At 59.6% G+C, this 15465-nt stretch carries 7 protein-coding genes and 7 pseudogenes; 6 read left to right on the forward strand and 8 right to left on the reverse strand.

All coding sequences use genetic code 11. The annotated features are described in order from the left end of the window. Positions 1-73: 73 nt before the first annotated feature. A pseudogene (locus LXM88_RS02550) lies at positions 74-793 on the reverse strand (M9 family metallopeptidase N-terminal domain-containing protein); the annotation flags it as partial. Positions 794-1040: 247 nt separating this feature from the next. Here LXM88_RS02550 and LXM88_RS02555 point away from each other — a divergent pair. Together LXM88_RS02555 and LXM88_RS02560 are read left to right on the forward strand one after the other, a co-directional pair. Next, positions 1041-2054, forward strand: coding sequence for an IS5 family transposase (locus LXM88_RS02555; protein ID WP_262530389.1), 1014 nt, complete (start codon positions 1041-1043; stop codon positions 2052-2054). A 55-nt stretch (positions 2055-2109) separates the two neighbouring features. Next, on the forward strand, positions 2110-3093 hold the full coding sequence (locus LXM88_RS02560) for a DUF3313 domain-containing protein (RefSeq protein WP_262530391.1): 984 nt from the start codon (positions 2110-2112) through the stop codon (positions 3091-3093). A 71-nt stretch (positions 3094-3164) separates the two neighbouring features. Here the strand turns inward: LXM88_RS02560 and LXM88_RS02565 are convergent, their stop codons facing one another. The 4 genes and pseudogenes from LXM88_RS02565 to LXM88_RS02580 all read right to left on the reverse strand — a co-directional run. Then, positions 3165-3854, reverse strand: a complete 690-nt coding sequence (locus tag LXM88_RS02565) for an IS6 family transposase (RefSeq protein WP_412524076.1) — start codon at positions 3852-3854, stop codon at positions 3165-3167. Positions 3855-4060: 206 nt separating this feature from the next. Then, positions 4061-4522, reverse strand: a complete 462-nt coding sequence (locus LXM88_RS02570) for a GyrI-like domain-containing protein (protein ID WP_262530393.1) — start codon at positions 4520-4522, stop codon at positions 4061-4063. Positions 4523-4820: 298 nt separating this feature from the next. After that, on the reverse strand, positions 4821-5540 hold the full coding sequence (locus LXM88_RS02575) for an IS6 family transposase (protein ID WP_262530394.1): 720 nt from the start codon (positions 5538-5540) through the stop codon (positions 4821-4823). Positions 5541-5806: 266 nt separating this feature from the next. Continuing rightward, a pseudogene (locus LXM88_RS02580) lies at positions 5807-6412 on the reverse strand (transposase); the annotation flags it as partial. 67 nt (positions 6413-6479) lie between these two features. On the opposite strand from LXM88_RS02580, the pseudogene LXM88_RS02585 reads away from it, so the two are divergent. From LXM88_RS02585 to LXM88_RS02595, 3 genes and pseudogenes are all read left to right on the forward strand, one after another. Then, a pseudogene (locus LXM88_RS02585) lies at positions 6480-7174 on the forward strand (IS3 family transposase); the annotation flags it as partial. A gap of 513 nt (positions 7175-7687) precedes the next feature. After that, positions 7688-8929 (forward strand): group II intron reverse transcriptase/maturase, encoded by a 1242-nt coding sequence (gene ltrA, locus LXM88_RS02590; protein ID WP_262530395.1) that lies wholly within the window; start codon positions 7688-7690, stop codon positions 8927-8929. Between the two features lie 79 nt (positions 8930-9008). After that, positions 9009-9194: pseudogene (locus LXM88_RS02595) on the forward strand (DDE-type integrase/transposase/recombinase); the annotation flags it as partial. A 7-nt stretch (positions 9195-9201) separates the two neighbouring features. On the opposite strand, the pseudogene LXM88_RS02600 reads toward LXM88_RS02595, so the two are convergent. Beyond that, positions 9202-10597 (reverse strand): annotated as a pseudogene (locus LXM88_RS02600) (IS30 family transposase). Between the two features lie 9 nt (positions 10598-10606). On the opposite strand from LXM88_RS02600, the pseudogene LXM88_RS02605 reads away from it, so the two are divergent. Then, positions 10607-10924: pseudogene (locus tag LXM88_RS02605) on the forward strand (IS3 family transposase); the annotation flags it as partial. 56 nt (positions 10925-10980) lie between these two features. Here LXM88_RS02605 and LXM88_RS02610 read toward each other — a convergent pair. Next, positions 10981-13932 carry an RHS repeat-associated core domain-containing protein gene (locus LXM88_RS02610; protein WP_262530396.1) on the reverse strand — a complete coding sequence of 984 codons (2952 nt, stop codon included), beginning with the start codon at positions 13930-13932 and terminating at the stop codon, positions 10981-10983. A gap of 65 nt (positions 13933-13997) precedes the next feature. Then, positions 13998-15164, reverse strand: a pseudogene (locus LXM88_RS02615) (IS3 family transposase). Positions 15165-15465 lie beyond the last annotated feature (301 nt).

A 15465-nucleotide genomic window follows, 5' to 3' on the forward strand; every position in this document is an offset into this window, starting at 1 on the left:
TTAACAGGGGCTGCACCCCGGACCGTTGCGCGTAAACGTCACCACGCCGCGACTGATTTATGCAACAACTCCGCGCGACGCGGTTCTTCAGCGTCGGCAGGTAGTACGCCTCGTCCTTCATGTTCGTGATGAGCTTCATCAGCTCGTTCGCGGTGCTTGGTGCACGCGAATTCTCACGGTAGAGTGCAACACCCTCGAGGCTTTGTTTGATATACGGACGCAGCGACACCGCGAGATTCGGAATCGGATCGGCGATGCCCGATACATCATATTGGTAATAGGCGGAACGCAGATAAATCAGCAAATTGACCAGAGTCAAATTGCTCGCGTCATAGCGATATACCTCCTGCACGAAACGACTCGCGACGGCGTGCACGTTCTCGGCATTGAAAATCTGTGCAGCCAACGTTTGGTCGACCGAAAATAGGCCGTAATGGCACTCGTAATCGGGAAGATTCGCGATATATTCGGCTAGTGCCGCGCCGCGATACTCGGTCATCACCGACATGTCGCGACAATCGGCACCCGGTGCGCTGCGTTTACTGCGCTTGGCCGGCTGCATTTGCTGCGAAGGCTTAGTCAACGCCGCGAGGTCTTGCTCGCTTAGCGGCAGGTTGTACTCGGCCTGTTCCGGCGAGACCGGCAGATTCTGCGGCACGCGCGGCATGCGCGCTTGTTTTTGCTGCGCCGGCAGTGTATTGGCCCACGCCGATCCGAGCAAAGTCGCGAATGCTGACATTGCGACGACAGCGGACCAGCGAAAGGTCTTGCGAGACACCTGGGTTATTGGCATTTGACTTGTCTCCGGCTATTTTGGAAAGCCGAAGATATATTACATCGTTATTACTCGTCAATGTCAATTTTCATACATTAGAGGGTGATTCAAAAAACCATGAAGGGGATGTTTACCTTCTCGGGTGTTTTCAAATTGGCGCCGAGGTCGACGAGTATAATGGGGCACGAAGAAAGCATCCGCCTCCGATCGGCGTTGTTCGGAAGGGGTTGTTGCGCGGCAGCGTGAGGTCGAGTAGAAAGGGCCATTGATCTATCCGCCTCGTGAACGTTCAGTGCCATACCAAGCCAGCCTGAAATCCGGTGCGCCGCGCAAACGCCCGAAACCGGCGTATCGGGTCGCGAACGCCCGCGCCTACAATCAGAGCCTGAAGCGGCGAGGCCAGCTCAGCCTCTACTGCCCGGGCGGCGATCTGAAGGCGCTGTTCATCAATGCCCGGCCGTATGTGCCGGGTGTGTCCGGGCGTGCCCCGACCTACACGAACGCCTACATCGAGCTGATCTATACGTTTTACCGGCTGTTTCGTTGGGCGATGCGCCAGATCACCGGCTTCATGGAAGAGTACTGGCGACTCGAGATCGCCGTGCCAAGCTTCGGGCAGCTCAGCGAGCGGTTCGCGACGCTGCCGGTCCCGGTGCAGCAGCGTTGCCAGCGGGTGGCCGACCGTCTGGCCAACGGCGAAGCGATCAGCCTGATCGTCGACAGCACCGGCATGAGCTTCGGTCGGGCCAGCGAATGGCGTCGCCAGAAGTACGGCCGCGCCGCGAGCCGAACGCCGTGGCGCAAGGTCCATCTGTCGATCGATCCGGAAATGAACATCCACGCGATTTCGGTCACCGAAACCACGGTGTCCGACGCGGCAGGGCTGCACGCCGTGCTGGCGGTCGATGCGCCCGTCGACTGCGTGATTGCCGACGGCGCGTACTACAGTATCGCGCAGACCGAAGCAGGGTCGGCCTGCGGCGTGTTGCCCGTGATACCGCCGCCGGCGAATGCAGTGATTCATGACCAGCCGACGACACGCTGGCACGACCAGATTGTCGGCTACATCAAAGAGAAAGGCATCGATGCGTTCCACAACAAGTACGGGTATGGCAAGCGCGCGCGGGTCAAGGCGCAGATCTCGCGGATCAAGCGTTGCATCGGATCGCGACTGCTGACACGCAGATTCGAATCGCAGCAGCGCGAGGGCGTGATCATCGCCAACCTCGTGAACCGGTGGAACAGCTTCGGCAAAGCGCTTTGCGTCAAAACAGCCTAATTGCGTCCGCAACCAACTGACCGCCTACCCTGTCAAACAAAGCCATCGATAGCCCTTGAACGAGATCGACGCGTCGGCCGACGGCAGAACGGAGACGAAAGCCTTCTTCATGACCATTCTACTCGCCGACTTCTGCGACAACCTGACAATACCATTCAAGGTACTCGATGCGCGCGAACCCCGCGAAAGAATAAAGGACCAGTATAAGACCAAAGTCCAATGGCCTTCGACTGACGTGACTGCCAATATTGACACGAGTAGAAGTGAGGTTGCTGCCGCGCGCCAAGGCGCATGCGGATCGGCGAATATGTGCTCGCGCCGGCGAGCAGAACGGAGGGGGGAGGCGATGATGAAGAACATGCGTTCTCTGCTGGTGCTGGCCATGATCGCATTGGCCGCCTGCGCAGTCACAACCCAGCAACCGCTTTCAGACATCGAGAAGGAGCCGAAATCAGGGTTTCTGAGCGATTATTCCCTGCTGCAGCTAGGCAAGGAAGGCCAAGTGCGGCTTCGCTACATCAATCCGAATACAAATTGGAATTCCTACACCGCAATCTTCATCGAACCGGTGGTGTTCATCACCGATGCCGACGCACATGTCGACCCGAAGGACCAGCAGGTATTGTCGAACTATTACTACAACACGTTGAAGACGCACCTATCCGAAGTGCTGCCGATCGTCGAACAGCCAGGCCCGCAAGTTCTGGTCGTCCGCGCCGCCCTGACTAAAGTGACAACCGCGACGCCGGGACTGCGCACCTTCTCCGTGGTCATCCCACAGGCCCGGTTGCTAAATGCGGCGCAGAGCGTCGCGACCGACAGCTATGCCTTCGTCGGGTCGGCGCAGAGCGAAGGCGAGATCAAGGACGGCGGAACCGGGCAGATTCTCGCCGAAGTAGTGGATGGCCGCGCCGGCGGAATGAGCATCAAGAATGCAGGTGTCTGGAAATGGGGCGACGCAGAGAATGTGATGGACTATTGGGCGGAACTGGCGGCCAAACGCCTAAAGGAATTTAGGTCAGGCACCCCGGCCTCGTAATGTGCCATTAGTTTGGGTTCTGTCGCGATAAGGATGTCCAGACGCATAAACTCGGGAACGTATAGGATTCCTTATGCAGCCAAAGAGTAGAATTGCTCGGCGGCCGTCTGGTTCTTGCGAACTGCCTTCATTTTCCCTTTGGCAATCATGTGCATCACTTCGATACCACCGAGCAGGATGCGAGCGCAGTGAAAATCTTTGAAGCCCATCATCGGCCGGGTTCGGCGCTTGATGGCGCGGTGATCCTGCTCGACGATATTGTTCAGATATTTTTGCTGACGAATCTTGATCGGCGGTTCACGGGTAGCGTTGATGTCCTTGAGCGCCGCCAGGTTCGCCCCGCTTTTGTCGATCGTCACGGTCTCGGGTGCACCGTTCTGCTCGATCGATTTTTCGAAATACCGACGGGCGGCGGCCTTGTCCCGGCGAGCCCGCAGCAGGAAATCGATAGTGTTGCCGTCCTTGTCGACGGCCCGGTAGAGATATTTCCACGCACCGTTGACCTTGATATACGTCTCGTCCATCCGCCAGCTTTTTCCGACCGGCCGCTTGCGCCGACGGAACGCCTGTTCCAGCACCGGCAGCACCTTGATGGCCCATCGATGCACCGTCGAATGGTCCACCGACACGCCCCGTTCGGCCATCATTTCCCCGAGGTGGCGCAGGCTCAGGGGGTACGCAACATACCCGCGCACGCACAGCAGGATCACGTCGAACGGGTAATGCAGTCGCTGGAACACCTGCTTCAGGATCGCATTCATGCCTTGCTGCATCGCTCACTTCGCCTCAATTCCGATCACGCAAGCTTACCAGACCGACTTACTGCGACAGAACCCCTCCCTCCGTTTCCGCTCTCGCCCCCCGTACACCAGATCCGACATTAGCTCAAATCGGTCTTGGCGCCAGTGCGACCGCCATCCGGCCATGATGACTGATCGACAACGAATGGAATGCGTACTCGAACCCTCTATGACGCAACGCCGATATGAATCTGGACATGCTCCGGGTCACTCCAAGATTCAAAATCCGTGAGAAAACTGCGTTGCACATGCGGATGCTGTTCAAAGTATGTCCAGATGGCAGTCCATGTCTGAATAACCGCAGCGGGCATTGGCCCACGGGCTTCGAAGACGAGGTATTTGCCTTCGCGGATCTCGATGCTGCCGTAATCGGGATTCGGCGCGGCTACGGACACGCCGGCCGTCAGATCGTAGAAACCGGTAGCATCAGACTCGTAAGCGGAATACACGCCAAAGATCGGTGTGCCGGGTAACCGGTTCGGGACACTATCTGCCAGTCCACTCGAAAAAAACTGTGCCCACAAGCCCGGGATTCTTGCAGTTTCCTGATTGAACTCGTCACGGTTTGTTGTACGGACGGTCAACCCAGATACGCTGAAGTACGAAATATGCGCAACCATTGGTTCCATGCAGAAGCTCCTGTATTGAAGTTGTCAACTTGAAGCATACCCTATCCTGATGTCAGGCCGGCCATGTCACCATTGTCAGGTTAGGATCTGCTTCGGAATTTGCTGACGCCTCTGTTTCAGCGTCATAGATTTCAACCTGACACATCCACCGGAAGGCGGTCATGAACGGGCAACGCGGGGCTACGTTCGAGTCCGCACGTTCGAGCAGAACGCCGAGCGTCAGCTCGACGGCGTGAAGCTGGAGGTTCTGGTGAAAATAGGCAACGTGGTCAAGGTATTCCGTATAGATATCGATACCTTATCGATTGAACAGTACAGCACTCCAGACGGCTGGCGCAGTGGTATCTTTGAGCCCGAGAGCACGGAGATCGAACTGCCCCTTGCGAAGGCGATGCATCAACTCGATGCCTGAAATCGTGGTCGCGGCACTCCTGAACCGTTTGAAGCCGAGCATCACATGCGTTCTCGACTTGATGTTGCGATGATCTTGCTCAATCAGGTTGTTCAGGTACTTCGACGAGCGTACCTTCGTTCCCTCAGGCAACAAGCCATCAGCCATCATCTCCCGCACGGCCCGGTGTGAGGCGGCATACCCATCGAGCGTGATCGTCTCCGGTGGCTGGCCCTGATGTTTGATTGCCTTGCTGAAAAAGCCTTTTGCCGCCGCCACGTCGCGCTTTGCCCTGAGCATGAAGTCCACTGTCTGGCCGGCCCGATCCACCGCCCGATACAGGTACACCCATTTCCCGCGAATCTTCAGATAGGTTTCGTCAACACGCCATGACCGGCCTGCGGGTATGCCAAACCGATTCCAGCGCTTGACGAACTCCGGTGTGAAGCGCTTTACCCAACGCATGATCGTCGTGTGCGCCAGCGACAATCCTCGTTCGGCCATCATCTCGACCAGATCGCGCAGGCTGAGCTTGTAGCGAAGGTACCAGCGCACGCACAGAACAATGATCTCCCGATCAAAATGCCGTCCATCGAACAACCCTTCCACACCTTTCCGCTTGCTCATCACCGGCTACCTGTTCGTTAGAACTGCGACTTTAACCGATTCCAAAAGCCCAGTAACGCTCGACGGTGGATCACACTGACATACGCGGGTTGGTTACCGCATTACAGAGTTCCGTCTCATGAGCCTGCCGCTTTCTTAAAACGCAAGTCGGGGACTGCCCGTCGCGAAGTGGAAACGCGGATTGCTCGAATACCGGGCTACGCCGCCTTCAGGAAACTCTCTGCACGATCAGTTCATCGCTTATCCATATCAACGTGTCACCGGTCTCATGTGGACTGCACGCCACGCGGTGATGCAAGCGCCATCTCGAGTCGGGCGATGTCCCAGATGAAACCGGCCAATTCGCGCGCAACGGCAACGACCGCGATGTTGGCATTCTTGCCGCGGACCACGAGCTTGCGATATCGCCGGCACAGCCGCAACTGTGCATCCCACGCCCGATCGATAATCTCTTTGGGGAGCCCTTCGTGACGCCGCTGAATCTCCGGCGCGACGCGTGCCATGTGCCGATAGCTCCAGGTAGCTTCCACAAGCAGCTTGCGGGCATAGCTGTTGCCAGTCTTGGTGATGCTGCCCTGACGCCGCTTGCGGCCCGACGAATGCTCGGAGGGTGTCACGCCAAGCCACGCCATGAGTTGACGCGGATGCGTGAAACGCGACAGGTCTCCCAATTCTGAAATCATGCCGACAGCCGTAACAAACTGCACTCCGCGCATCGCCTGCAGAGCCAGCACCACTGGGTAAAAGTGCAAGCTGACGACTGCATCGCGCAACGCCGCCTCCAGTCGTCCACACTGCACAAGCCGATCCTCGATCGTGCGTCGATGCTCTTCAAATGCAAGTTGTTGCCATGCATTAGCGAACGAATACTGAGGCCGGTCGGAAAAAATGGAAGCCAACGTTTCGTAAAATCGAGAAACGGAGGCATGGACGAATCGAATTCCAAGAGCGGTCTATACGAAGGAGCTTCGCGACGAAGCGGTCAAGCTGGCGTTGACTGAGGGTGTCGGGGTATCGGAAGCTTCCCGGCGCTTGTCGATCCCAATCAAGACGCTGGCAAACTGGGTGCGCGCGGCGAAGGCCGGCAAGCTGAAAGATGTCGGCCGGCACCAGAGGCCACTGACGGAAATGGAGGCCGAGCTGGCGCAGGTCAAGCGCGAACTGGCCGAGGTCAAAATGGAGCGCGATCTGCTAAAAAAGTTCGCGACGTACTTCGCGAAAGAGTCGCGGTGAAGTACGGCGTGATTGAACAAATGCGACAGGACTATCCCGTGCCGCCGATGTGCCGCGTGCTGGGCGTATCGGTGAGCGGCTACTATGCGTGGCGCAAGCGCAAGCCGTCCGAAAGAACGCAGCAGGAGCCTCGCCTGGAAGCGGAGGTGCTCGCGGCCCACCGGCGAACCCGGGAAAGCTTCGGGCCCGAGCGCCTGCAGCAACATCTCGAGGAACGTGGCGTGCGAATCGGCGTGCACCGGATCAGGCGGCTGCGCAGAAAACTGGGACTGCGCTGCAAGCAGAAGCGCCGGCTCAAGGCCACGACGAATTCGAAGCACGACCTGCCTGTCGCGCCGAATCTGCTGAGACAGGATTTCTCGGCGACGGCGCCTAATCAAGCCTGGTGCGGTGACATCAGTGTGCCGCAGCAAGCGGCGTAGGAGATGAGGGTATGGCCCCTCGCCATCGGCTTGCAGGAGCGGGTGGCAAACCACCATGAGCGGCTTGGGTCAAAAGCCCTGGTCGTGAGCGTCATGGAAAAGGCGTCGAGAAGACGTCAGGTATGAATCAGGAAGACGAACAACCGTGAACTGCCGTTCAAGTGTCGAAACTACTCAGATGACATCAAAACCAGGGAGTGATGTTGCCCTGCGATCAGTCTGGCCGTTACCTGCTTACGGGCCAGGCGGTGTCCGGCATAGAGGCAGCGTCAGTCTGATTCGGGCTCTTACGTTGAACTGCGGGAACCTTCGGTGGCGATGCCAAGCGAAAGGCACAAGCCCGAAAGGCGAGGCCGAAAGTAGCGATGCGCCACCAAGGGGCGGAGCAGCTCGTAGTAGTGTTGAAGCCGCTGTAATGGTGGTGGAGCGAAGGGGCTGCATCATCCCGGTCTGTAGTCGTGCCAACTGCGTGAGCAGGAGGAGCACGGCGGCATGACCAGACCGTTTGACATTCCTAAAGCGTTAATCTGGAAAGCATTCCAATGTGTGAAAGCGAACGGCGGCGCCGCAGGCGTCGACCGTGAATCGATCGAGCAATTCGAAAGTCGTTTGGGCGACAACCTGTACAAGCTATGGAATCGACTCTGTTCCGGCAGTTACTTCCCGCCGCCGGTCAAAGGGGTCCCGATTCCGAAGAAGTCAGGTGGTGTGCGCATGTTGGGCGTGCCCACGGTTGCTGACCGGGTGGCGCAGACGGCGGTCAAGCTCCTGCTGGAGCCTAAGATCGACCCGATGTTCCATCCAAACTCCTATGGCTATCGACCTGGGCGATCTGCCCATGACGCGATTGCCTTGGTGAGGCGGCGAAGCTGGGAGTACGACTGGGTTGTGGAATTCGATATCAAAGGTCTCTTTGACAATATCGACCATGATCTGCTCATGCGCGCGCTCAGGAAGCACTGCCAGACCCCATGGGTTCTCCTGTACGTGGAACGCTGGCTGAAAGCGCCAATGCAGACTGCGGACGGGGTACTTCTGGAACGGACGTGCGGCACGCCGCAAGGCGGTGTCGTGAGCCCGTTGCTAGCCAACCTGTTCCTGCACTATGCCTTTGATGTCTGGGTCACCCGTAACCTCAGAAGCGTGCGGTTCTGCCGCTATGCCGATGACGGGGTGGTTCATTGCAAGAGCTTGGCGCAGGCCAAGCTGGCGTTAGACAGGATCGGCGAGCGGTTCCGCGCATGCGGGCTCGAGTTGCACCCGGGCAAGACGAGGATCGTCTACTGTCGGGACGTCAATCGGCGGGAAGCACATCCTGATGTCCAGTTCACCTTCCTGGGATACACCTTCCGGCCGCGCAAAGCGGTGGACAAGTATCAGCGGGTCTACGTGAACTTCGCCCCGGCGGTCAGCCGTGACGCCCTCAAGGCGATGCGGCAGACTATCCGGGGATGGCATCTGCAACTGATGTGCGACCGCGAATTGGGCGACCTGGCAGCGATGTTCAATCCGATTCTGAGGGGGTGGCAGCAGTACTACGGCCGCTTCCATGGCTCGGCGATGTCGGTGATCTGGAAACACATGAATGACTACCTGATGCGCTGGATGATGCGCAAGTACAAATCTCTCGCTCGCCATAAAACGCGGGCGAGACACGCCCTCGGGCGGTTGGCGCGTCGGTTTCCGACTGCCTTTGTGCACTGGGGAATGGGATGTCTTCCGGCGGTTGGATGATGGGAGCCGGATGAGTCGAGAGGCTCACGTCCGGTTCTGCGAGAGGCTGGGGGTGAAACTCCCCCGGCCTACTCACCCCTATATCGCGACCGACGAGGGCTGGCTGTATCTTGCCGGCCTGAAGGACCTGTACAGCGGTGAAATCGTCGGCTACGCGATGAGCGAACGGATGACGAAACATCTGGTCATGCAGGCGTTGTTTCGCGCAGTCGCGACCCGACGGCCGCATCCGGGTCTGATTCACCACACCGATCGCGGGTCGCAAGGCGCATTCAACCGGTCGTCGCAACACTGCATTTTTGAACAGATTTTAGGTACTCGTCCAGTGCTTCCGCAGGCGTCTTCCAGCCGAGAGTTTTCCGGGGCCTGGTGTTCAGTGTATTGGCAACTGCCTGGATCTCTCGAGCACTCCATCGGGATAGGTCAGTGCCCTTCGGGAAGTATTGTCGTAGAAGGCCATTCGTGTTTTCGTTCGTACCGCGCTGCCATGGACTATGCGGGTCGGCGAAGAAGACTTTCACGCCGGACTCAATCGTGAAGCGGGCGTGATCGGACAGCTCCTTACCGCGATCCCAGGTCAATGATCGCCACAGCTGGGCAGGCAGGTCCGCCACGGTCTTCTTGAGCGCGTTGGCCATCGTGACAGCTCCGTAGCCGGCCAGTGGGGGCCCATTTTCGTGCGCGGAATCTGCCCATAGCCTTTTTCCCGAGGCAGGTGCACGAGCATTGTGAAACGGCTTGATCTTTCCACCAGTGTCCCAATGGCGGATCGGTTCAGGCCGATGAGCAGGTCGCCTTCCCAATGGCCCGGCACAGCACGATCCTCCGCCTCTGCAGGCCGGCTGGAATCATCACATCCTCGCTGACATGCGCCCAAGCCTTCGCACGCGCTCTCGCTCGAGGAACGCGCAACGCGCGCCCGGTGCGCAGACAGCCCACCAACTCACGCTTGAGCGCACCGCGCCCTTGAATATAGAGCGCTTGGTAAATCGCTTCGTGAGAGATGCGCATAGATTCATCGTCAGGGAAATCTACCTGCAGTCGATTGGCAATTTGCTCGGGTGACCAGCCGTTGACCCACGTTCGGTCACCGCGATGCGGTTTATTTCGTCCCTTGAACGGCGCCTGCCTCGGTCCGGCAATTTCACGACCATCAGCGTCATATACTTTGCCCTCCAAGCGTTCCTGTACATATTGACGCAGCCGTGCATTAGTCGCCAGCTTCGATGGCTTTGGTCGTTTGGCGAATCGTTCCGCCTTCCACTGCGCGACTGAAGCACGATACTCGAGGTACCCGCCACGGGTCGCAGCATTGCGCGTGAGTTCTCGCGAAACGGTTGATGGACTGCGTCCGATACGGCGGGCGATTTCGCGCCCCCCGAGGCCTTGGACAGAAAGCAATGCTATCTCTTCTCGCTCAGCGAACGACAAGTATCGACCCGCAATAGGTTTCGACATGAATAGTGGCATACCGCCACGATAGCGGAACCAGCGCGAACCTACCGCTTGAGACACGCTGACCGCCTCCGCTGCTTTCTCACTTGTAATGCCAGTCGCGATCTGTTGCCAGAACCGACGCTCGATCTCATGTCCAAGTGATGGTGCGCCCGGTGAATACATCGCCTCACGTCCTGTCAACCGATACACCTGCTTCGCACTGCGTCTCATGCAACACCTCCTCGATCAAAGGTGTTGCGACGACCGGTTGAATGCGCCCAATATGGGAGCGACGATTGTTGGCGGCGTTTCTGTCGAACCAATCATCTCGAACCCAGCATGAGTCGACGCGGCAATTGCCTGGATAACGCTGTCGCAGAATCTTTTTTCAGCAGTCTGAAGAAAGAGCGTGTGAAGAAGCGGATTTACAAGAATCGATCTGTCGCGGTTGCTGACATTTCGGATTACATTGAAAATTTCTACAATCAGACTCGTCGGCACAGCTATCTTAGCAGCATGAATCCTGTGCAGTACGAAGCCGCTGCAAAGTCACATTGAAACGGTGTCTCCACGAAATCCTGGGAACTCCAGACCGCCTTACTGCGACAGAACCGTCAAGGTCGCCCAAACTTGGCCATGCCACCCAGAGTCTCAGTGTAGTTGCGTGAACCACCCGGTTTCCACGTTTCCTTGATACGCGCGCCTACCCTCGTGTAGAAGGCCTCTAGCTCATTGATGTCACGAATAATCGACCACGTGCCTTGGCTCACCATTGCGATAGGAAATTCACCCGGTTTGGCAATCGTGCCAAGAAATCCATGGCGCGTTCGAACGTCCTCAAGTTCCTTCCTCATCATGTAGCTGGGGAAATTGACCTGCGGCCCATGACGAACGACATGGTGCTCCACATTTCCGAAAGGTCTGTACACATCGACCTCGGAGACCGCGAGGTTCAATCGATCGATAATGTGGTGCTCTTCGCTTGAATCAGCTAGCACGGTACGCGGTCGGCCTGCACCCCGGAACGTAATCATATCGTGCGTATCGTAATCTCCCGTGAGTGGCAGTGCTTCCCAGTTGGGGTGTGCTTTCAGCGCGGATAGCGACTCTTCCAGTCGACTCAAGTCGATTGGGTATATGCGGCCCTGCACCTGCTCGCCGAGCCCGTGATCGTTGCTCATGTAGATGCCTGTCAGACCGTCGCTACTCCAGTGGCCGACGTAGCCTTCAATTCCCGCTGTTTGTACCACCTGGAGTACAGCACTCGCAGTTTGTGGATAAGCCTTAACAATCGAAGTCGGCTTGATGGTCTTTTCTAGGATATCGTGTCCCTTGGCAGCCGCCCCTTTTGACAGCGCCGCGAGAGTCGGAACGCCGGCCGCTCGAAAGCTGACGGCAAATCGCCCTTTACGGGATGCTTCTCCAATAGCTTCGACGTGACACTCCCAGACAAACTCCCGCGTTATCTCCTCCATAGTGGCGGCAGTAACGAGGCGTTTCGGAGCCAAGCCGCTATTGTCCCCATACGTAATGGGATTATTCGCGACCATGCAAAAGAGGTTGAGCCCGTCGACGGGTCCGGCGGGATCGGGGTTGAGCCATCTTCCGAGCCACGGCGCGTAGTAGCGGAACCCGTAGTAGTACAGGCCGGTGGCGTCGCGCTCCTGGCCCGAGTAGCGCACGTACTTGTACTTCGCCTCGGTGTCGCTGCGCGCCGACCACACTGACGTGCCGCCAAACGGGTAGTACTCCTCCCAGGTCAGGATATCCGCCTGCGCGTCGAGCTCGAGCATCGACGAGCCGATCTGGTCGTCGAGGCTGACGCGCAGCTGGTCGTTCTCGATCGTCGAGGGTTGGCCCAATTCCCAATGCAGCAGACGCACCGACTGGCGGCCGGCCGCGCCGAGCGTGAGCACCTGCAGGCGTTCGACAGGCGTCGGCAGGGTCTCGCCGGTGCGGGTCTGCTCGATCTGGCGCAGCTCGAGTCCGGGCAGGTAGCGCACCCGCTCGGTGCGGGTGGTGCCGCTGGTGCGGGCGGTGCCGAGCTTGGTGGCCCGCTGGCCGGCGCCGTCATACCAGTACACCTCGGTGTCGTCGTCGAGGCCGCGGCGCACGACCTGGGTGGTGCGCTGCAGCTGGTTGCGGCTGTCCCACGCGAGCGGCTGGCTCGCGCCCAGGGCCTTGAGGTTGCCGCAGGCGTCGAAATAGCTGGCCACGTCGCCGGGCGTGAGGCCGTCGGTCTGTGGCACCGCGCGATTCGAGGTGCGCGCGACCACCATCTGCTGCGTGTAGGAGGAGCGGGTGCCCTGATGCTGGAGGGTCGTGAGGTTGGCGCCGCGATCGTAACGGTAGGTGCGCGTGTAGGGGGTCAGCTCACCGATTTCCTGGAACAGCGGCACGATCGGCGCCGGCAGCGCCTGGCTCTGGCGGCCGGCGTTGGCGTTCTCGCGGCCGGTGGCGCGGGTGAGCTGGTACAGCGCGTCGTAGCTGTAATGGCTGGCGGGCGCGACGCGCTGGTTGCGGGTGTGGCGGGTGGCCTTGGCCGCGTCGTCGATCGCCAGCAGGTTGCCGACCGGGTCGTACTGATAGGACAGCGCCTGCAGCAGCGTGGTGCGCCCGGCCTGGGGCGGACGGGTGGTGTGGAGTTCGGCCAGGCGCTGGGTCTGCGGCTCGTAGGTGTAGTCGGTGACGACGCCGTTGCCGGCCTCCTCGCGCAGCACCTGGCCGGCGGCGCTGTAGCTGATCGCGCGCAGCAGCGGCTGCCAGGTGGACTGGCCGGCCAGCTGCAGGTCGCTGCCGGCGAGCTGGCCGGCGACGTTGTAGTGTTGGCGCTGACGGTTGCCGCGCGCATCGGTGCGCTCGAGCTCCTGACCGAGCGCGTTGTAGGCCCAGCGGGTGGTGTACGTGTCGGGCGCGAGGGCATTGGTCCAGCGGGCCGGATCGTCGCTGGCCCAGTCGCTGTCGAGCACGTCGTCGCGCAGGAACTGTTGAACGGTGGCCAGCGGTTGGCCGGCGAGGCTGTAGGACGGCGTCTCGGCCATCCCGGCGGGCGACCAGGCCTGCCGCAACTGGCCGCGCAGGTTGGCGTTGTCGGCGGCGGTGGCGTCGCCATAGAGGAGGCGCTCGCTGATGCGCGGTGTGGCGGGGCCGGTCTGCTCGGTGACCGAGACCAGACGATGCAGCGTGTCGTAGGTGCGGCGCAACTGCTGGTCGCGGCTGTCGTGCTGCCAGACGACGCCGCCGTCGGAATCATACAGTGCGGTCTGCTCGCCGGCGTCCTGGCTGGCGATCGTGAGCGGCTGGCCGGACAGCGAGCGCACGTAGCGGAAATTGGGCGGCACGTCCGGGTCAAGGCGTTGCTCGTCGAACAAGCGCGGGTCGATGCGCGTCATGAGGTAGCCGCGCGCGGACCAGCTCTGGCGCGTGATCAGCTCATCCAGCGGATCGTCAATCGCCGTGCGGTTGTACTGCACGGTACGCACGACCAGGCCGCGGTTGTCGATCACGGTGAGCGTCGGGGTGCCCTCGCAGCGCCGCGCGGTGGCGTCGTCGGAAATGGTGCTCATGATTCGATCTCGCAAGAACCATCTGCGCAAACTGAGGCCGGACGGAATTCGTGGAGGCCAACGGGTTAAGCAGCGATCTGATTCAGATAGAAGCGCTGCGTGAACGCGACAGGCGATTGATAGTTCAGACGCGCCTGCGTGCGTTGCCGGTTGTAGAAGATTTCGATGTATTCGCTGATCGAGTGCCGCGCCTGCTCGCGCGTGGCGAAGCGTTGATGATAGACCAGTTCGTTCTTCAACGTTCCCCAGAAGGATTCGATCGGGGCGTTGTCGTAGCAATTGCCGCGGCGGCTCATCGACGCCCGCATATCGAACTGGCTCACGAGCGCTTGATAAGCCAACGCACAATATTGGGCGCATTCAACCGGTGTGGTGAATCAGACCCGGATGCGGCCGTCGGGTCGCGACTGCGCGAAACAACGCCTGCATGACCAGATGTTTCGTCATCCGTTCGCTCATCGCGTAGCCGACGATTTCACCGCTGTACAGGTCCTTCAGGCCGGCAAGATACAGCCAGCCCTCGTCGGTCGCGATATAGGTGATGTCACCGCACCAGGCTTGATTAGGCGCCGTCGCCGAGAAATCCTGTCTCAGCAGATTCGGCGCGACAGGCAGGTCGTGCTTCGAATTCGTCGTGGCCTTGAGCCGGCGCTTCTGCTTGCAGCGCAGTCCCAGTTTTCTGCGCAGCCGCCTGATCCGGTGCACGCCGATTCGCACGCCACGTTCCTCGAGATGTTGCTGCAGGCGCTCGGGCCCGAAGCTTTCCCGGGTTCGCCGGTGGGCCGCGAGCACCTCCGCTTCCAGGCGAGGCTCCTGCTGCGTTCTTTCGGACGGCTTGCGCTTGCGCCACGCATAGTAGCCGCTCACCGATACGCCCAGCACGCGGCACATCGGCGGCACGGGATAGTCCTGTCGCATTTGTTCAATCACGCCGTACTTCACCGCGACTCTTTCGCGAAGTACGTCGCGAACTTTTTTAGCAGATCGCGCTCCATTTTGACCTCGGCCAGTTCGCGCTTGACCTGCGCCAGCTCGGCCTCCATTTCCGTCAGTGGCCTCTGGTGCCGGCCGACATCTTTCAGCTTGCCGGCCTTCGCCGCGCGCACCCAGTTTGCCAGCGTCTTGATTGGGATCGACAAGCGCCGGGAAGCTTCCGATACCCCGACACCCTCAGTCAACGCCAGCTTGACCGCTTCGTCGCGAAGCTCCTTCGTATAGACCGCTCTTGGAATTCGATTCGTCCATGCCTCCGTTTCTCGATTTTACGAAACGTTGGCTTCCATTTTTTCCGACCGGCCTCAGTTCTCGGCGAAGCAGGTCCGCAGCCGGTCTTCGTTCTGCTTGGCGACGATGTTCAACGGCGCGCTGGCCTTGGGGGCCTTCTTCTTGGTAGGCTTCATGTGGCGATTCTCCTTGGGTCCCTGTTCGGGAGGTTGGTCCTGGAAACCCGATTCTCTCGAATTCCCAATGGGAACCGCCGCCTTCAACCGGCGTTGTTGCATAAATCAGGCACGGGGACGAAGTAATGCCTTT

Origin of the sequence: Burkholderia sp. S-53, from assembly GCF_025560745.1 — a bacterium.
Taxonomy (GTDB): Bacteria; Pseudomonadota; Gammaproteobacteria; order Burkholderiales; family Burkholderiaceae; genus Burkholderia; species Burkholderia pyrrocinia.